The organism is Embleya sp. NPDC056575, assembly GCF_042793325.1.
Lineage (GTDB): Bacteria > Actinomycetota > Actinomycetes > Streptomycetales > Streptomycetaceae > Embleya.
This window is the reverse complement of sequence record NZ_JBHTVA010000039.1, coordinates 91,676-109,485: the sequence shown is the minus strand read 5'-3', so window position 1 is coordinate 109,485 and position 17,810 is coordinate 91,676. Positions and strand designations below refer to the sequence as shown.

13 protein-coding genes and 1 pseudogene are annotated in these 17,810 nt (G+C 72.8%); 10 read left to right on the top strand and 4 right to left on the bottom strand.

Translation table 11 applies throughout. The features are described from left to right. Positions 1–235: 235 nt before the first annotated feature. The 4 genes from ACFRCG_RS28650 (at position 236) to ACFRCG_RS28635 (ending at position 3,543) form a co-directional block, all read left to right on the top strand. The gene (locus ACFRCG_RS28650; protein ID WP_380036662.1) at positions 236–1,126 is read left to right on the top strand and encodes a universal stress protein; all 891 of its coding nucleotides are present in this window, start codon (positions 236–238) and stop codon (positions 1,124–1,126) included. A 334-nt stretch (positions 1,127–1,460) separates the two neighbouring features. After that, positions 1,461–2,102 carry a DoxX family membrane protein gene (locus tag ACFRCG_RS28645; RefSeq protein WP_380036660.1) on the top strand — a complete coding sequence of 214 codons (642 nt, stop codon included), beginning with the start codon at positions 1,461–1,463 and terminating at the stop codon, positions 2,100–2,102. A 113-nt stretch (positions 2,103–2,215) separates the two neighbouring features. After that, positions 2,216–2,986 carry a DUF6544 family protein gene (locus ACFRCG_RS28640; RefSeq protein WP_380036658.1) on the top strand — a complete coding sequence of 257 codons (771 nt, stop codon included), beginning with the start codon at positions 2,216–2,218 and terminating at the stop codon, positions 2,984–2,986. A 71-nt stretch (positions 2,987–3,057) separates the two neighbouring features. After that, the gene (locus ACFRCG_RS28635) at positions 3,058–3,543 is read left to right on the top strand and encodes a pyridoxamine 5'-phosphate oxidase family protein (RefSeq protein WP_380036656.1); all 486 of its coding nucleotides are present in this window, start codon (positions 3,058–3,060) and stop codon (positions 3,541–3,543) included. Positions 3,544–3,574: 31 nt separating this feature from the next. On the opposite strand, the gene ACFRCG_RS28630 is transcribed toward ACFRCG_RS28635, so the two are convergent. Together ACFRCG_RS28630 and ACFRCG_RS28625 are read right to left on the bottom strand one after the other, a co-directional pair. Next, positions 3,575–4,843 (bottom strand): APC family permease, encoded by a 1,269-nt coding sequence (locus tag ACFRCG_RS28630; RefSeq protein ID WP_380036654.1) that lies wholly within the window; start codon positions 4,841–4,843, stop codon positions 3,575–3,577. Positions 4,844–5,011: 168 nt separating this feature from the next. Beyond that, positions 5,012–7,726 carry a GNAT family N-acetyltransferase gene (locus ACFRCG_RS28625; protein WP_380036652.1) on the bottom strand — a complete coding sequence of 905 codons (2,715 nt, stop codon included), beginning with the start codon at positions 7,724–7,726 and terminating at the stop codon, positions 5,012–5,014. A 193-nt stretch (positions 7,727–7,919) separates the two neighbouring features. Between ACFRCG_RS28625 and ACFRCG_RS28620 the strand changes: the two genes are divergently transcribed. Both ACFRCG_RS28620 and ACFRCG_RS28615 read left to right on the top strand, forming a co-directional pair. After that, complete coding sequence (locus tag ACFRCG_RS28620; protein WP_380036650.1) at positions 7,920–8,828, top strand: universal stress protein; 909 nt, start codon at positions 7,920–7,922, stop codon at positions 8,826–8,828. 84 nt (positions 8,829–8,912) lie between these two features. Further along, the gene (locus ACFRCG_RS28615) at positions 8,913–9,863 is read left to right on the top strand and encodes a universal stress protein (protein WP_380036648.1); all 951 of its coding nucleotides are present in this window, start codon (positions 8,913–8,915) and stop codon (positions 9,861–9,863) included. A gap of 284 nt (positions 9,864–10,147) precedes the next feature. Here ACFRCG_RS28615 and ACFRCG_RS28610 read toward each other — a convergent pair whose 3' ends face one another. Then, a complete protein-coding gene (locus tag ACFRCG_RS28610; protein WP_380036646.1) occupies positions 10,148–10,885 on the bottom strand; it encodes an AAA family ATPase in 738 nt (245 codons plus the stop codon). A 371-nt stretch (positions 10,886–11,256) separates the two neighbouring features. Here ACFRCG_RS28610 and ACFRCG_RS28605 point away from each other — a divergent pair. Next, positions 11,257–13,977 (top strand): annotated as a pseudogene (locus ACFRCG_RS28605) (M28 family peptidase); the annotation flags it as partial. Positions 13,978–14,455: 478 nt separating this feature from the next. Here the strand turns inward: ACFRCG_RS28605 and ACFRCG_RS28600 are convergent. Next, positions 14,456–14,626, bottom strand: coding sequence for a hypothetical protein (locus ACFRCG_RS28600; protein ID WP_380036644.1), 171 nt, complete (start codon positions 14,624–14,626; stop codon positions 14,456–14,458). A gap of 581 nt (positions 14,627–15,207) precedes the next feature. Here ACFRCG_RS28600 and ACFRCG_RS28595 point away from each other — a divergent pair. From ACFRCG_RS28595 to ACFRCG_RS28585, 3 genes are all read left to right on the top strand, one after another. Continuing rightward, positions 15,208–15,570 carry an ArsR/SmtB family transcription factor gene (locus ACFRCG_RS28595; protein ID WP_380036642.1) on the top strand — a complete coding sequence of 121 codons (363 nt, stop codon included), beginning with the start codon at positions 15,208–15,210 and terminating at the stop codon, positions 15,568–15,570. A 231-nt stretch (positions 15,571–15,801) separates the two neighbouring features. Continuing rightward, positions 15,802–17,445, top strand: coding sequence for a SulP family inorganic anion transporter (locus ACFRCG_RS28590; protein WP_380036668.1), 1,644 nt, complete (start codon positions 15,802–15,804; stop codon positions 17,443–17,445). Beyond that, complete coding sequence (locus ACFRCG_RS28585) at positions 17,442–17,765, top strand: hypothetical protein (protein ID WP_380036640.1); 324 nt, start codon at positions 17,442–17,444, stop codon at positions 17,763–17,765. The genes ACFRCG_RS28590 and ACFRCG_RS28585 overlap by 4 nt, the downstream gene beginning before the upstream one ends. The last annotated feature ends 45 nt before the right edge of the window (positions 17,766–17,810 follow it).

Sequence of the window (17,810 nt, the reverse complement as noted above, 5' to 3'; positions counted from 1 at the left end):
AACATGCGCGAACGCGCCGAAACCCTCGGCGGAACCTGCACATTCGGCCCGGCACCCGACCACGGCGCACTACTCGAATGGCGCGTACCACTGGGATGACCGCGTTCGCCTTCGGGTCACTCGGCCCCTGTCGCCGGGCCCATCGGCCCCTGTGTGGCGGGGGCGGTATGCGTTGACATGGACTCGAAAAGGCAACGCCTCCCGCGCGGTTGCCCCTTCGAGAAGGGACGAGTCCATGTCTGCCATTCCGCCCCCTCCCACCGGACACGTGGTCGTCGGCGTGGACGGATCGCCCGCCGCGCTCTCCGCCGTCACACAGGCCGCCCTGGAAGCGGCGAACCGGAATCTGCCGTTGGAGATCGTCAGCGCCTGGACCCTGCCCGGCGACGGCCAACTCGACGCCTACGTACGGCAGATGCGCCGGGAGGCCGAGGAGGCGACGAAGGCGGCCGTCGCCCACGTACGGGCCCTGCACCCGCAGATCTGGACGATCGACCGGGTCCGCCGGGGCCCCGCGCACGAGGTCCTGCTCGCCTCCGCCGAACACGCCTCCCTCGTGGTGCTCGGAAGCCGCGGACACGGCCGGATGGCCGGTCTGCTCCTGGGCTCGGTCAGCCTTTCGGTGGCCGCGTACACCCCGTGCCCGCTGCTGGTGGTGCGCGACCGGCACGAGGTCCCGTCCCGGCCGGACGGTTCCGGTGAGGGCCTGGCGGTGGTGGGCGTCGCGGGCCCGGATTGCGGTCCCGCGGTGGAAGCCGCCTACGAGGAAGCCGAGTTGCGCCATCTGCGGGTGTGTGCGCTGAACGCGATCCCGCCGATCGTCCCCACCCCCCTCGGGCTGCCCGCGGCGGCCATCGAATCCCTGGCCGCGGAAAGTGCCGAGCGGCAGAGCGCCGTGGATGCCGCACTCACCGCCTCGCGGGCCAAGCACCCCGAGATCGAATCGCAGGTGCGTGTCATACGCGAGGGCGCGAGCCAGGCGCTGGTGGAGGCGTCTCGCGAGGCGGACCTGGTGGTCCTCGCCGCGCACCGTCGCACCGCCCGTTTCGGCACGCGTCTGGGACGGGTCGGTCACACGGTCCTGCACCACGCGCACGCCCCCGTCCTGATCGTGCCGGTCGGCTGAGGCAACGGGCCGGACCCGACCGAAGTCCCGGATGTGGTCGGACGGTTCGTCACGCGAGCGCGGTTCGTTCCGGGCACGAGGAAGGCGCACGAAGAGGACTGCGACCCGAGGCGGTCGTCCCGGATCCGTCGGGGACGACCGCCTTTTGCCGTGTCGGCCCGTCCGATCCATCGGCAACGTCCCGGCGGCAACCGGCTGTTGGACCCACCGTTTCGGGCCTCTCGGCCCTGGGGCGGCTGCCGGGATCACGGGAGATTGATGCCAACGGCCCGGCAGCGTACGACGGCGGCCGAGCGCCGGGCACCGGGCCCGGCGCCACAGGGAGGGAACCGACATGGCAACCGCACACGACCACCGACTGTCCTCGCGCCTGCACCTGCCCCACCGCCCCACCTCGGCGCCCCGGAGGGACGAGACCGGGCCCGACATCGTGGCCGGTGCCCCGGCGATCGCCGCCACCCGCACCGTCGACGTCGCCGTGGCGGGCCTGCGCGTCCTGCTGGGCTTCGTGTTCCTGTGGGCGTTCCTCGACAAGACGTTCGGCCTCGGCTACGCCACCGCGAACGGCAAGGGCTGGATCGACGGCGGCTCCCCCACCAAGGGATTCCTGTCCCACGTACACGTCGGCCCGATGGCCGACACCCTGCGCGGCTGGGCGGGGGAAACCTGGGCGGACTGGTTGTTCATGCTCGGTCTGCTCGGTGTCGGCCTGGCCCTGATCCTGGGCATCGCCCTACGTCTGGCGGCCCTGTCGGGCACCGCCATGATGGCGCTGATGTGGATCGCAGAGTGGCCGCCGGCCAAGCACCTCGACAGTGGAAAGCCCACCGCCTCCACCAACCCCTTCACCGACTACCACGTCATCTACGCGATCTCGTTGATCGCCCTTGCCGCCGTCGCCGTCGGCAGCCGACTCGGCCTCGGTGCCCTGTGGGCCCGCCTGCCGATCGTCCGCGACCACCGCTGGCTGCTCTGACCACCACCACGACCACCACGAACCTCGGCCGGGTACCGTCCACACGACGGACCCGGCCGAACCACGTACGGTCCCCATCCCGAAGCCCTGCGTACCGACAGGAGCCGGACACCATGCGCACCCCACACTCCCCGGCCGAGGAACCCGCCGCCGAACCACCCGCCGGCGGCCACCCCGTGCGGGACGTACCGACGAGTACGCCGCCCGAGCCGATTCGGCGATGGCTCGCCCACGCGGTGCCGCCCGGTGTACCGACCCCGACCTCGGTGGAGCTGCGCGCGCACGGCCGGATCCGGGTACGGCGCCGGTGGTGCCCCTTCGAGTCCCGGCAGACCCTGGCCCCGCCCACCGCGTTCCGCTGGGACGCGAAGGTGCGCGGGCCGGCGGGGATCCCGATCCGCGGCTTCGACCGCCTGGACGCGGCGGGCGGCACGATGCGGTGGCGGCTGTTCGGCGTGGTGCCCTTCATCGGCGCGTCCGGCATCGACGTGACCCGCAGCGCCGCCGGTCGCCTGGCCGGCGAATTCGTCTTCGTGCCCACCTTCGCGCTGCACCCCGACGTGCGTTGGCAGGGGGTGGACGACACGCGGGCCGTCGCCCGCTTCGTGGTCGCCGGTCATCCCCAGGAGGTGACGGTGACCGTGACGCCCTCCGGCGCCCTGGCGTCGGTCTCGCTGCCCCGCTGGGGCAACCCCGACGGCGGTCGCCATCGTGAACACCGCTTCACCGCCACCTTCGACGGCGAGACCGCGCACGACGGATTCCTCCTGCTGACCGGAATCAGCGCCGGCTGGGACGACGCCGAGGCGTTCATCCACTACGACATCGACGCGGCGGACTTCCGCCGCGCCGAGCCGCGAAGTACAGCCCGTCACGCACGGTGAGTGCGACCCGTTCTCTCACACAGGGCCGTTCGGCCCTGGTCGAGGACCCGATGGGGTTCGAGAGTGGGGGGATGAGCGAAGACCTCGTGACGAATCGTCCCCTCGACCGCCGGGAGACGCTGGAGTTGATGGCCGGCGCCCGCGTGGGGCGTGTCGTCGTCAGCGAGGGCGCTCTTCCGGCCGTGCACTTGGTGACGTTCGCCTTCGACGGGGAGTCGGTGGTCTTCCGCGCCCCCGCCGGCTCCACGCTTGCGAAGGCCGTGGTGGACGCGGTGGTCGCGTTCCAGGCCGATCACATCGACCCGACGACGCTTACCGGCTGGACGGGCACCATCACCGGCCACGCCTCCCGCGTCCGGGGCCCCGCGGCCGTCGCGCCCGTCGCGCGTCCCGAACACCCGCTGTCCGATGCCGAACCCGGAGAGAATCAGGCGTGGTTCTCGATCACTTCCGAGTTCGTCACCGGCCTGCTGGTGCGGCACACCACGGGATCCGGTGCACCGTCGGGACGGGAGACGGCGTCCGACCCGACGCCGCCGCCTCCTTCGGGCGCGTGAGTTCGACCCGTCCACCCGACACCGCGATCCGTCAGGTGTCGCGGCCGATCGTTCCGCGGACGCCGTAGGCCGCGGCGCCGGCCGCGATCACGGCGGCCCCGGCGAGTACCGAGGCAAGCGGCAGGGCGAAGGCCAGGACCAGGCAGCCCGACGTGCCGACGATCGGCACGATCCGGGCCGGGCGACCCTCGTCGGGGGCGAGCGTCCAGGCGGCGGCGTTGGCGATCGCGTAGTAGGCCAACACGCCGAAGGACGAGAAGCCGATCGCGCCGCGCACGTCCGTCGTGGCGGCCAGGATCGCAACCACGCAGCCGACGGCCAGTTCGGCCCGGTGCGGTACGTGGAAGCGCGGATGCACGGCGGCCAGGGCGTGCGGCAGATGCCGGTCGCGGGCCATCGCCAGCGTGGTACGGGAGACGCCCAGGATCAGCGCGAGCAGCGAGCCCAGGGCGGCGACGGCGGCGCCGACGCGGACCACGGGCGCCAGGCCCGGGACACCCGCCGCACGAACCGCCTCGACCAGCGGCGCGGCGGCGTCGGAGAGCCGGTCCGGGCCCAGTACCAGCAGGACGGCGACGGCGACCGCCGCGTACACCACGAGGGTGATGCCGAGGGCCAGCGGGATCGCGCGGGGGATGGTCCGCTTCGGATCCCTGACCTCTTCGCCCAGCGTGGCGATGCGCGCGTACCCGGCGAACGCGAAGAACAACAACCCGGCGGCCTGCAACACCCCGCCCGCGGACGCGTCCGCCCCGACGTCCAGCCGCGCCGCGACCACCGACCCCGACGTCAGGCACACCACGACCACCGTGGTGAGCACCGCCAGGACGATCGCGACCACCGCCCGGGTCAGCAGCGCGGACTTCTGCACGCCCGCATAGTTCACCGCCGTCAGCACCACCACCGCGGCGACGGCGACCGCGTGCGCCTGGTCGGGCCATACGTACGAGCCGACCGTCAGCGCCATCGCCGCGCACGAGGCGGTCTTGCCGACCACGAAGCCCCACCCGGCCAGGTATCCCCAGAAGTCGCCGAGCCGCTCGCGCCCATAGACGTACGTGCCACCCGACTGCGGATAGCGGGCCGCCAGCCGCGCCGAGGACGTCGCGTTGCAGTACGCCACCACCGCCGCCAATGCCAGGCCGAGCAGCAGGCCGGAGCCGGCCGCCGATGCGGCCGGGGCCAGGGACGCGAAGATCCCGGCCCCGATCATCGAGCCCAACCCGATCACCACCGCGTCGGACACGCCGAGATGCCGCTTCAGCTCACCCCCGCCGACGGGCGCCGCAGGCGTACTCATCGTTCACTCCTCGACGACGACGGCCGCAGGGAGCCGATGGAACGGGCACTTCGACAGCGGTGCACGATATCGGAAGGGGATGTCGCACGGATGACGACGAGGGGAACCGCCGGGGCCGGAGGAGCGGGCGCCGGCGGTGCCTCCACCGTTTCCGGGCAACACCGCGATTCAGCGCAGGCGCCGCAGGTACGGGTCGTGTCCGGGTCGCGGCGCGAGGCGGATCCGGGCGTCGAGGACGGTGACGCCGTCGGGGCGGGCGACCAGCGGGTTCAGGTCGGCCTCCACGAGTTGCGGCACGTCGTCCGCGAGCCGGGACAGGCGGTGCAGGACGTTCTCGATCCCGGCCGTGTCGACGGGCGCCGCCCCCCGGTGGCCGTAGAGCAGCGGTGCCCCGCGCGAGCCCGCGAGCAGCGTGTGCGCGTCCAGATCGGTCAGCGGGGTGAGCCGGGCGCCGTGGTCGGCCAGCACGTCGGTGGCCACGCCGCCGAGGCCGAACAACACCAGCGGGCCCAGCACTTCGTCCTGGGTCACCCCGGCGATCAGTTCGACGCCGGAGGCGGCCATGGGCTGCACGACCACGCTCTCCATCAGGGCGCCGATGCGATCGGCGAGGTCGGTGAAGGCCGCGCGCACCGCGTCGTCGCCGACCAGTCGCAGCCGGACCCCGCCGACGTCGCTCTTGTGCACGATGTGCGGACCGTACGCCTTCAGCACGACCGCGCCGTCGGCGCCGAGCGGGGCGAGTTCGCGGGCGAGCGCCACCGCCTCGTCGGCGTCGAACGCCTGCCGCCACGGGCTGACCTCGATCCCGTAGGCGCCCAGCAGGCGTGCGCACGCGCGAGGCGGCAGCCATCCCCCGTCCGGCTCACGCATCAGGTGGTCGGCGACGAGCGCGCGGGCCGCGCCGCGGTCGACGTCGGGCAGCGGCGGCACCGTGCCGCGCGGGCGGGTCAGCCACATCGAGCGCTCGTAGGCGTGGGCGAGCGCGACGGCCGCGGTGCGCGCGTCGTTGTACACCGGCACCGTCCCACCCACGGCGGGCAACAGTTCGACGGCCGCTCCGCGTTCCGGGGCGATCACCAGGACGGGCCGCGCACGCACGGCGGGGCCCTCCAGGAGATCGCCCAGCGGGTCGCCGAGGGCGGTCGGCGCGAGGGCCAGGACGACCGCGTCCACGTGGCCGGCCGCCAGTACCCGGTCCACGCAGCGGCGCAGCGTCTCGCCGTCGACGGTGGCGGTGGTGTCGACGGGGTTGGCGCACGCGGCGCCGGCGGGCAGGAGGGCGCGCAGGTCGGCTTCGAGGTCGGGGCCGAAGCGCGGTACGGCCAGGCCCGCGTCCACGCAGGCGTCGGCCGCCAGCACCCCCGCGCCGCCCGCGTTGCCGATCACCGCGACCGAGGCGCCGTCGGGCAGGGGTTGCGCGTGCAGCAGCGCGGCGACGGCGACCAGGTCGCCGAGGGTCTGTACGGCGGTCACGCCGGCCTGGCGGAACAGCGCGCCGCGCGCCACGGTCGGGGTGACCGCGGCGGCGGTGTGCGACCCGGCGGCGCGGCGGCCGGCGGCGGAGCGTCCCGCGTCCACGGTGAGCACCGGCTTGACGCGGCCGACGGTGCGCGCGATCCGGGAGAACTTGCGCGGGTTGCCGAAGGATTCCAGGTGCAGGATCGCCATCGTGGTGCGCGGGTCGGCCTGCCACCACTGGAGCATGTCGTTGCCACTGACGTCGTACTTGTCACCGAGTGACGCGAACGTGGACACGCCGATCCCCAGGCGGTTCAACTGCTCGATCAAGGCGATCCCCACACCGCCCGACTGCACCGCCACCCCGGCGCCGCCGCGCGTGGGGACGGTCCAGCCGAAGGTCGCGTTGAGGGCCGTGGCGGGGTCGGTCTGCGCGATGCCCAGGCAGTTCGGGCCCACCATGCGCATCCCGTGCCGCCGGATGGAGGCGTGCACGCGCGCGGCCTGCTCCGGCGTACCGCCCGAGGTCACCACGACCACGGCCCGCACGCCGACCCGCCCGCAGTCCTCGACCAGGTCGGGCACCCGGTCGGCCGGGACCGCCACCACGACCAGGTCGGGCACCTCGGGGAGCAGATCGGGCGTCGGGAACGCCGGCACCCCGTCCACCTGCGTCGCCGTGGGATGCAGTACGGCCAACGATCCGGCGTAGCCGGCCGTCTTCACGTTGTGCAGCAGCGCCCGGCCGACCGAGTCGGCTCGTCGTCCGGCGCCGGCGATCGCCACCGAGCGGGGCGCGAACAGCGGTACCAGACTGGCCACATCGGCCAACGCCTCGCGCCGGGCCACGGCGGTCAGATAGCGCTCGATCGTCGGGATGTCGCCGTCCAACGGGATCTCGCAGCTCAGCACGCCGGACACGAGCCGGTTGCGGACCGGCATGCCCATGTCCTCCAGGACCCGCAACATCGGCCGGTTCCACGGCAACAGGTCCGCCACCAGAGTGCGTACGCCGTCCGCGCGGGCCATCGTCACCACGTGCTCGATCAGCAGCGTGCCGATCCCCCGGCCGTGCCACGCGTCGGCCACCGCCAGCGCGAGTTCCGCCTCGCCGGAGCGGGAGCCGGGGCCGGGGCCGTCGGCGCCGTTGTATTCGACGACCCCGACCACCTCGTCCCCGTCGGGCGTGAGGGCGATCAGCGCGCCGCAACCGGCCCGGTCGGGTGTGGTCACCCGCTCGGCGGTCTCGCGCGCCGCCGACTCCGACACGCCGAAGAACCGCAGGTACAGACTCTCCGCCGACATCGCGCGGTGCATCGCCGACACCCGGTCCCGGTCCTCGGGCCCCGGACGCCGCAGCAGCACCGTCTCGCCGTCGGCGGCCAGCGCCCAGATCGCGTGCGGTGTACCGACCTCGTGCATGGTCCCGTTCCCTTCGGCCGGGGCGCGTTTCGCGCCGCTCGCGGCCAGCCTCGCGCCGATCCCGCGCACCGGGCAGGGCCGACCGGTCCGGGGACTCGGGCCCAATGGCCCTGCCCGGCTCCGGGCAGGGCGGGCAGTGTTCGAGGCACGGGCCGACAGGCGATCGTTCGGCCCCGGGGAGAAGGAGTCGACCGTGACCGCGCACGTGGGAGCAACACCGATCGTCGTCGGCGTCGAGGACACCGACGCCGGCCGCCTCGCCGTCGTCTGGGCCGCCGACGAGGCCGCCCGACGCGGCCTGCCGCTGCGCCTGGTGCACGCGCTCGACTGGCCGATCGGCGTCGAGCGCCGGCCCGAGCCGAACCCGCACCGCCTGACCTGGGGCGAACGTTTCCGCGCGACCGGCACCCGGGCCCTGGACGAAGCCCGTACGTTGGTCGCGACCCGTCACCCTCGGCTGAACACCGAGTCGGTCCTGGCCGACGGACCGCCCGTGGCCGTGCTGCGCAAGCACTCCCGGGACGCGGCGATGATCGTGCTCGGCTCGCGCCGGCTGTCCGCGGCCACGGAGATGTTGACCACGGGCGGAATCGCGGTACCGGTCACCGCGCACGCGACCTGTCCGGTGGTCGTGGTCCGAGAGCCCGAGCACACGAGCGGCGAGCCGCCGACGATCGTGGTCGCGGTGGACGGCGCGCGGCATTCCGAACCGGCCGTGGCGTACGCCTTCGACGAGGCCGCCCGGCGCGGCGCCACGATCGTGGCCGTCAACGTCCGTCAGTTCTCCGGCGGGTTGTTGGCCGGGATGCGGATGCGCGAGGAGATGCAGGAGGGCCGCCTGCGGCTCGCCGAGACACTCGCGGGGTGGACGGAGAAGTACCCGAGCGTGCCGGTACACCGCGAGGTCGCCGTCGGACACCCGGTCGCGATCCTGCGCGAGGCCGCCGAGCACGCCCTGTGCCTGGTCGTCGGCACACGCGGACGCGGCGGCTTCGCGGGCCTGCTGCTCGGCTCGGTCGGTCAGGGCCTGATCCACCACGCCCGCTGCCCGCTGGTGATCGTCCCCACCTCGGCGGACGAGACATCCGCCGACCACGACTGAGCCCTCGCCGAACCGGGCATCGGCGCACGGTCGGCCTCGATGCCCCACCTCCCCTCTCCCACCCCCTCGAAGGGATTCCCCACCATGACCCAGGAATCGACCCCCCGTCCGGCTCCACTCCGGGGACACGTCGTCGTCGGCTTCGACGGCTCCCCCGGCGCCGAGCGAGCCGTGGACCTGGCCGCCGACGAGGCCGCCCGCCGAGACACCACCCTCGAAGTGCTGCACGCCCTGGAATGGGTCGAAGTCGCCGGCGGCGACGACCGCTTCGGGCAGCAGCTGCGCGAGAACGCCCGCGCCATCGTCGACCGGGGCGCCGACCGCGCCCGCGCCAGACACGCCGACCTGCGGGTGCTCGCCACGGTCGAACTCGCCAACGCCATCGACGCGTTGGAGGCCGCGAGCGATCGCGCCGCCCTGCTCGTCGTCGGCAGCCGGGGCATGGGCGGCTTCGCCGGCCTCCTGATGGGCTCGGTCAGCCTGCCCGTCTCGGCGGCGGCCCGCTGCCCGATCCTGGTCGTCCACCCCGAGCACGACACCGCCGTCGACCGTCCCGCGAAGCCGATCGTGGTCGGTGTCTCCGCCGACGACTGCGGCCCCGCCCTGGAAGCCGCCTTCGCCCAGGCGGCGGCCCGGAACCTGCCCGTACGCGCCATCCACGCGTGGCGCTACCCGGCGTCGCTGGCCGGCGGCCTGGCGTTCGCCCCGGCCGTGTCGATCATCGACGACTGGCGCACGATGGCGGAGACCACCCTGGCCACCGCCGTCAAGCCCTTCCGCGACAAGCACCCGGACGTCCCCGTCACCGAGGACGTCGTCCTGGACACCACCGCCCACGCCCTGATCACCGCGAGCGCCGACGCCGACCTCCTGGTCCTCGCCGCCCACCGCAACACCGGCCGCTTCGGCCCCAACCTGGGCCGAGCCACCCACACGGCCCTACACCACGCCCACTCCCCCATCCTCCTCACCCCGACCCAACCCCACCCCACCCCCAAGTCCACCAAACCCCCACGCCCCGACAACCCTCGCTGATCATCCGTCGGGTGGCCGGCCCGTCCTGATCGGGCCTGGGGGAGGAAGCGGGTCGTGCGGGTCCGTCGGTTCCGCCACCGATGGCGCACGGCTGCCGGGACGCCCGGGCCCCCGATTCGTCGTCACGCGAGACCGCAAGCCGGAACGCCCGAGTCCGGACACAGCGGCCGGCGGGCGGGGGATCGGCCCCGTCTACGCCATCGATCGGATCCGACGCTCGGGCCCGCTTCCGCGCCCTCGGCGACGGACCGACGCGGCACGAGGAAGCCGGCCGCCACCACACATCACGCACCCGCCGTGGTCGCCCGCGACACGATGTGGCGTAGGTACGTCTGTGGGTCATGCATGAACCGGCGCCAGTGGTCGACGAGTTGGAGATCCCCCCAGGTGGTGTGGCGGATGCCGTGATCGCCGACTTCGACGATGTCGGCGTCGGGGGTGGCGGCGAGGATGGGCGAGTGGGTGGCGCAGATGATCTGCGAGCCGGTACGCGTGAGGTCGTGCATGAGGGCGACGAGGGTCAGGCACGAGGTGAAACTCAACGCGGCTTCGGGTTCGTCCATCAAGTAGAGCCCGGGCTCGCGAAGCATGGCGTCGAAGACGGTCATGAAGCCTTCACCATGGGACTGTTCGGTGAGGTCTTGATCCCAGAAACCCGGCCACCCGGAGACGTTCCGCCCCAGATCGAACAACGTTTCGGCCCGGAGGAAGAAGCCGCGGCGTTTGAGGCGCGGCCCGCCGATCAGACCTGCCCCGGCCCTCGTCAGCTCCGGACGCAGGACCTCCCCCAGCGGGGTCGACACCCCGGCGCTCGCGTACTTCGTACCGGCCTTCCCGCCATGGGAGGAGATGCCGGCAACGCCGGCGATGGCCTCGATGACGGTGGATTTCCCGGAGCCGTTCTCACCGACGAGAAACGTGAGCGGCCGGTCGAAGTCGAGCCCGTCCGTGGCCAGTTGCCGTACCGGCTCCATCGTGAACGGCCACGTCGTGGGGAGCACGTCGGCGCTGTCGACGCTCACGCGGGTGATGAACACGGGCTCATGCCTCCGGGGGTCGGGGTACGGAGGCGGTCGGCGGGATTGCTCGGCGGCGCCTCCGGGTCAGGGTATTCGCCCGGTGCCACGTCCCGCAGGGAAGCGAAATCCCGCGGGACGCCCGCTCGGGGACCTACACCTACGTGAACTCCACCGCGTCGCCCGTCTCGTCCCGTTCCCGTTTCCCGGAATTTGCCGGTTCGTTCGGACCCCTTCGCCCGGCATGGCCGCCTGTGTGAGTGTTTCGCTTGCTCGGGCACGAACCCCGTCCTGCCCGGTCGTTCGCGGCTCACGAGATGCCCGCGACAGCAGGTCGGTGTCGTGGTCGAGGTCTGCCTTCCACCAAAGGAGCCTCGATGAATCGAAGAGTGACCACCACCGGGACCGTCCTCGCCTTACTCGCCGGCCTCACCGTCGGCGCGGCGGCCCAGTCGGCCGCCGCCGAACCGCCCGCGCCGCCCGGCTCGCAGGCACTCGCCGTCTCCGCCGCCGACCGGGCCGCCGCAAGCGGCCTGGACGTTCTGGCCAAGGGACCCGATGAGCAGTTCGAACGGCAGTCGGTGACGCCGTGGGTCGACGATCTGTACTCCGTCGCCTACGAGCGCACCTACCGCGGCCTGCCGGTCGTCGGCGGCGACGCCGTCGTCCTCGCCGACGGCAGGGGCCGCGTCCGCGCGACCCAGTCCGCGAGCGACGTGCAGATATCCACCCCCGTTCACCCGATCGTCACCGCCGACGCCGCGGAGGCCGCCTCCAGGGCCGAACTCGCGTCGGTGGACCGGGTCGAGTCGCACCGCCTGGTCGTCCGGGTCAGGGGCGATCGGAGCAACCTCGCCTGGGAGACCGTGCTCGTCGGCCGCACCGCGACCGCGCCCAGCAGGCTGCACGTCTTCGTCGACGCGAGCACGGGCACGGTGCTCGACAAGGTCGACGACGTCAAGGCCGGCACCGGCAACAGCCAGTGGAACGGCCCGAACATCCCGATCGACACCACCAAGTCCGGTGCCAGGTATTCGCTGCGCGACCCGGGCCGACCCGGCCTGTCCTGCGCGGACTACTCCACCGGGACGGTGTTCTCCAAGTCCACCGACTCGTGGGGCAACGGCCAGGCGTCGAGCAAGGAAACCGGCTGCGCCGACGTCATGTTCGCGGCCCAAAAAGAGTGGAACATGCTCCGCGACTGGCTCGGTCGCAACGGGCACAACGGCAGCGGCGGCAGCTGGCCCGTCAAGGTCGGCCTGAACGACGTCAACGCCTACTGGGACGGCTCGTCCGTCTCGATCGGGCACAACCAGGCGAACAAGTGGATCGCCTCGATGGACGTCGTGGGCCACGAATTCGGCCACGGCATCGACCAGTTCACCCCCGGCGGCGCCGGAAGCGAACCGGGTCTGGGCGAGGCCACCGGCGACATCATGGGCGCGCTGACCGAGGCGTACACCAACGAATCCTCGCCGTACGACACCCCCGACTACACCGTCGGCGAAACGGTCAACCTGGTCGGCCAGGGGCCCATCCGCTACATGTACAAGCCCTCCACCAACGGCGACCCGAACTGCTACAGCTCGTCGATTCCCAATACCGAGGAGCACGCGGCGGCGGGGCCGCTGAACCACTGGTTCTACCTGCTCGCCGAGGGCACCAACCCGGGCGGCGGCAAGCCGACCAGCCCGACCTGCAACAACACCGCCCTCACCGGCGTGGGCATCCAGAAGGCCGGCAAGGTCTTCTACGGCGGCATGCTGCTCAAGACCAGCGGCATGACGTACAAGAAGTACCGCACCGCGACCCTGAAATCGGCGAAGACCCTCGACCCCACGTGCGGTCTGTTCAACAAGACCAAGGCCGCGTGGAACGCCATCAGCGTGCCCGCCCAGTCCGGTGACCCCACCTGCACCGCGGGTTCGGGCCTGGACGACTTCTCGGTCGCCTTCACCTCGCCCTCGGGCATCGTGACACCGGGCGACTCGATCACGACCGCCGTGAGCACGGCCGTGACCGCGGGCGCGGCGCAGAACGTCACGCTGACCACGAGCGGCCTGCCCACCGGTGTGACCGCGACCATCACCCCGGCGTCCGCCGAGGTGGGCGGCTCGACGCTGACCCTGTCGGCGAGTTCGACCGCGCCGGCGGGCACCTACCCCGTGACCGTCACCGGTAGCGGCCCGACCTCCACCCACACCGCCCGGTACACCCTCACCGTCACGGGTCCCGGCAACCGGAGCCTCGCGCCGCCCGACATCAACGTGGCGAACGTGCAGGCGCACCTGAGTCAGCTGAACACGATCGCGACCCAGAACGGCGGCAACCGCCGTGCGGGCAGCGCCGGTTACACCGCGTCGGTGGCCTACGTGAAGGGCAAGCTCCAGGCCGCCGGCTTCACCGTGACCGAGCAGGTGTGCACCTCCTGCCAATACCGTTCCAACAACCTGATCGCCGACTGGCCCGGCGGCCCCGCCGACCAGGTCGTCATGTTCGGCGCCCACCTGGACGGCGTCAGTGCCGGTCCCGGCATCAACGACAACGGCTCCGGCTCGGCCACCCTCCTGGAGAACGCCCTCGCGCTCGCCCGAGCCAACCCCACCCTCACCAAGCACGTGCGCTTCGGCTGGTGGGCCGGCGAGGAACAGGGCCTCCAGGGCTCGCAGTTCTACGTCAGCCGGCTCACCTCGACACAGCGCGCCGCGATCAGGGGCTACTACAACTTCGACATGGTCGCCTCACGCAACGCGGGCTACTTCGTCAACAACATCAACTCGGCCACCGCCGCGCCCCTCAAGGCGTACTGGGACACGCTGAACCTGCGTCCCGAGGAGAACGTCGAGGGCCAAGGCCGCTCCGACGACTACTCCTTCCAGCGGGCCGGCATCCCCACCTCCGGCTACGCGGCCGGCGCCAGTGCCACCAAGACCTCCGCGCAGGCGGCCAAGTGGGGCGGCCAGGCCGGCCGATCGTACGACTCCTGCTACCACTCCGCGTGTGACACCACGAGCAACATCGACGCCACGGTCCTCAACCGCAGCGCCGACGGCGTGGCCTACACGATCTGGAAGACCGCGGTCGCCGTCACCACGCCCACCGCATAACCTCGACGATCGCCGGTACCGGCCGCCCGAAGCAGGCCGGTACCGGCGATCCCCACCCCTCACACGGCCGATCGCCCGGGGGTGCCGACCGGAAGGCGGCGATCCGCGCGATCGCCCGCGGGTCCCGGGCGACGCCCGGCCCGAGTGAGGACGTGGCGCGCGTCCCGGTCCCGCCGGACGAGACCGCGCCGACGGTGACGCACCGCGCCGACGAGATCGACCCCGCCACGGCCCGTGGCTGGAGCGTGGCCGCGACCGGCCCCGCTCGGCCGCTGCTCCCGGGGCCCGAGCGCGACCACTACCGGCGGGTGCCCCCCCGGGTCGGGTCCACGGCCCCCACGACGCCATCGTGCGCATTCGCCCCCACGCCACCACCGCGCATCGCCTCGGCCGGCCGCTCACAGCCGTCACCGACCGGGGGTGACTCCGGGTTCAGGGCCGGGTTCAGGGGCCGGGCTCGGAGCCTGGTTCAGGGGTGGTCCGGCAGGTCGATGCCGTGTTGCTCGGCGAGTCGTTCCAGGGCGTCCAGGCGTGCCTGCCAGACCTCCGTGCCGTATGCGTCCTCGTCCCGACGGGCCTGATCGAGCTTGTCGCGGGCCTCTTCGATGCCGCCGGTCAGTTCGTGGATGAATTCCCCCACGGGTGCCTCCTGGAGTGGTGGGCGGGGCGCACGCGGAGTGCGCGGACGACCGATGGACGGATGGGTCTCCTGACACTTGCCGCAGTTGCCAATCTTATCAATTGCTAAGCTATCGTCTTCGTCGGGCATCAGGTCTCGTGTTGCCGAGCCGGCGCGGGAGCGACCCGAGAGGGAGGTGGACGCGGATGCCGGGAAGCTGGGGGGATCTGTTCAGGTGCGCCGTGTGGACGCGGGCTCGCGAAACGGCCGCGCGATCGAGATCGGCGCGACGTTCGGACCGGTGTGCGGCACGGAGCGGTACGGGCTGCGGATCATCGCGCCGCAGCGGCGCGCGCACGTGCTGCCGGCCACGGGGCCGGTGACCCGGAACCCGGCGGAGCCATCGCGGCGTGCGTACGCGAACGCAACGCGCCGGGATCCTCCCCACGACCGAGTACACAGGTACACGCACCCACGAGAGCACAGACGCGAGGACCATCCGTGCCCACCACACACCCACACCCACCCGAACAGCCCGGCCGCCGTGCGGCCACCGCGACCGCACCCCCTCGCACCGTGACCCCCGGGAAGGAGGCGCAGCGGTGAGCACCCCCCTGTACGAACTCAAGGCCGAGTTCTTCAAGACGCTCGGGCACCCGGCCCGCATCCGCGTTCTGGAACTGCTCAGCGAACGCGAGCACTCCGTCGCCGAGATGCTTCCCGAAGTCGGCATCGAGGCGTCGCGGCTGTCCCAGCAGCTGGCCGTGCTGCGCCGCGCCAACCTGGTGGCGGTCAGCCGCCGGGAGGGGTCGACGGTCTACTACACCCTCACCAGCCCCCAGGTGAGCGAACTGCTCGCGGTCGCGCGCGGCATCCTGACCGGGCTGCTCACCGAACAGATGGAACTCCTCCAGGACCTGCGCGCGACCACGCGCGAGGTCTCCCCCGGGCCGCCCCGGGGCTGAGTCGGACCGCATCCGGAGCCGCCCACCCGCACGACGGCCGCCGGGAACGAACGCCCGGCCACGGGCGGCCCGCGGGGCATCGGCACGGCGCACCTTCCAGGAACGAGGTTCCGCACCATGAACGACCGGCGGCAGGCACCCCACCCCGCGCGGGACACCCCTCCTCCCCCGGTCGGGACACGGGCCGCCGGCCGGCTCGCCCTCCTGCCCGGACGCGGCGACCTGCGCGGCATGCGCCGCTCCCCCGGACGCGACCTGGTCGCGGGCCTGACCGTCGCGGTGGTCGCGCTGCCGCTGGCGCTGGCGTTCGGCGTGGCCTCCGGACTGGGCGCCCAGGCCGGGCTGGTCACCGCGATCGTGGCCGGCGCCCTGGCCGCCGTCTTCGGCGGGTCCAACCTCCAGGTGTCGGGCCCGACCGGGGCGATGACCGTCGTCCTGGTCCCGGTGGTCGCCGCGCACGGTACCGACGGCGTCCTGATGGTCGGCCTCCTCGCCGGGCTGATCCTCGTGCTGCTGGCCGTCCTCCGGCTCGGCCGGCTCGCCGCGTTCCTGCCGGCGCCCGTGATCGAGGGGTTCACCGCCGGTATCGCCGTGGTGATAGCCCTGCAACAGGTCCCCGCCGCGCTCGGCACAGCCCACGCCGACGGCGACAAGGTCTGGCAGAGCGCCGCCGACGCCGCCTCCCGCTGGCTCGACCGGCCCACCGCCGCCGCGCCGGTCACGGCCCTGGCGGTCGCCGCCGTCATGCTCCTGGGGGCGCGGTGGCGTCCGGCGATCCCGTTCTCCCTGGTCGCCGTGGCGGCGGCGACGGCCCTGGCGTGGTCCGCGGACCTGCCGCTGACGCCGATCGGGGACCTGCCCGCGGGGCTGCCCGCCCCCTCGCTGGGCTTTTTGGACACCTCGCTCCTGGTCTCCCTGCTGCCCTCGGCCGCGGCGGTCGCGGCGCTGGCCGCGCTGGAGAGCCTGCTCTCGGCGACCGTGGCCGACGGCATGACGGTGGGGCAACGGCACGACCCCGACCGGGAGTTGTTCGGGCAGGGCGTGGCCAACCTCGCCGTACCGCTGTTCGGCGGCGTCCCCGCCACCGCGGCCATCGCCCGCACCGCCGTGAACGTACGCGCCGGCGCCACGTCACGCCTGGCCGCCCTGACCCACGCCGTCGCGCTGGCCGTCATCGTGTTCACCGCCGCCTCCCTCGTCGCCCACATCCCGCTGGCCGCCCTCGCCGGTGTCCTTCTCGCGACCTGCGTGCGCATGGTCGAGGTCTCCGCGCTGCGCGCCCTGGCCCGCTCCACCCGCCCCGACGCGCTCGTCCTGGCGCTGACCTTCGTCGTCACCGTCGCCCTGGACCTGGTCACCGCCGTCGCGGTGGGCATCGGCCTCGCCGTGGTCCTGGCCCTGCGCTCCGTCGCGCGCACCGCCCGCCTCGAACAGGTCCCGCTGGACGCGAGCGACCACACCGACGAGGAACGCGCCCTCCTCGAAGCGCACATCGTGGCCTATCGCCTCGACGGGCCCCTGTTCTTCGCCGCGGCCCACCGCTTCCTGCTGGAGTTGTCCGAGGTCACCGACGTGCGGGTGGTCATCCTGCGGATGTCCCGCGTCACCGCACTGGACGCCACCGGCGCCGGCGTCCTGGGCGACGCCGTCGACAGACTCGAACAGCGTGGCATCACCGTCCTGCTCTCCGGGATGAAGCCCGCCCACGACGACATCCTCGCCACCCTGGGAGTGGCCGACCACCTGCGCCGCGACCGGCGGATCCTGCCCGACACCCCGGCCGCCATCGAGTACGCGCGGACCCTCATCGGGCAACCCCACGACCGACCGGCCCCGTTCGGCGCCGACCCCGTCACGCGGACGCTGCCGTGTTGAACCGCGATCCCGTCGGCCGCGACCACCCGAACGCCAACCCCGCCTTCGGCGTGCGCATCCACGTGTCGCCCGCCGCCACCGACATCGTCGAGGGCATCCTCGCCGACGCCCCAAATCCCGAGCGATCGGATCGGAGAATCGCCATGCCTCCCGACGACACGAACGCGGAACGTCCCACCCCGCCACGCCCCGTCGGGAGACGGCAGACCCAGAAGGAGATGGAGCGAGGCATCATCGTCTGGCTCCTCGTATTCACCTTCGGAACGCACCTGATCGGCGGCGGAATCTGGCTCTACATCCACTTCAGCGGGCGCGGCTGACCGCCCCCGCGTCGCCCCTTCGTGAACAAGGCCGAGAACGAGGCC

Bases quoted from the DNA above. Each gene is read 5' to 3' on its own strand.
- ACFRCG_RS28650 (WP_380036662.1), top strand. From the start codon at position 236: ATGTCTGCCATTCCGCCCCCTCCCACCGGACACGTGGTCGTCGGCGTG.
- ACFRCG_RS28645 (WP_380036660.1), top strand. From the start codon at position 1,461: ATGGCAACCGCACACGACCACCGACTGTCCTCGCGCCTGCACCTGCCC.
- ACFRCG_RS28640 (WP_380036658.1), top strand. From the start codon at position 2,216: ATGCGCACCCCACACTCCCCGGCCGAGGAACCCGCCGCCGAACCACCC.
- ACFRCG_RS28635 (WP_380036656.1), top strand. From the start codon at position 3,058: ATGAGCGAAGACCTCGTGACGAATCGTCCCCTCGACCGCCGGGAGACG.
- ACFRCG_RS28630 (WP_380036654.1), bottom strand. From the start codon at position 4,843: ATGAGTACGCCTGCGGCGCCCGTCGGCGGGGGTGAGCTGAAGCGGCAT.
- ACFRCG_RS28625 (WP_380036652.1), bottom strand. From the start codon at position 7,726: ATGCACGAGGTCGGTACACCGCACGCGATCTGGGCGCTGGCCGCCGAC.
- ACFRCG_RS28615 (WP_380036648.1), top strand. From the start codon at position 8,913: ATGACCCAGGAATCGACCCCCCGTCCGGCTCCACTCCGGGGACACGTC.
- ACFRCG_RS28590 (WP_380036668.1), top strand. From the start codon at position 15,802: ATGCGCCGCTCCCCCGGACGCGACCTGGTCGCGGGCCTGACCGTCGCG.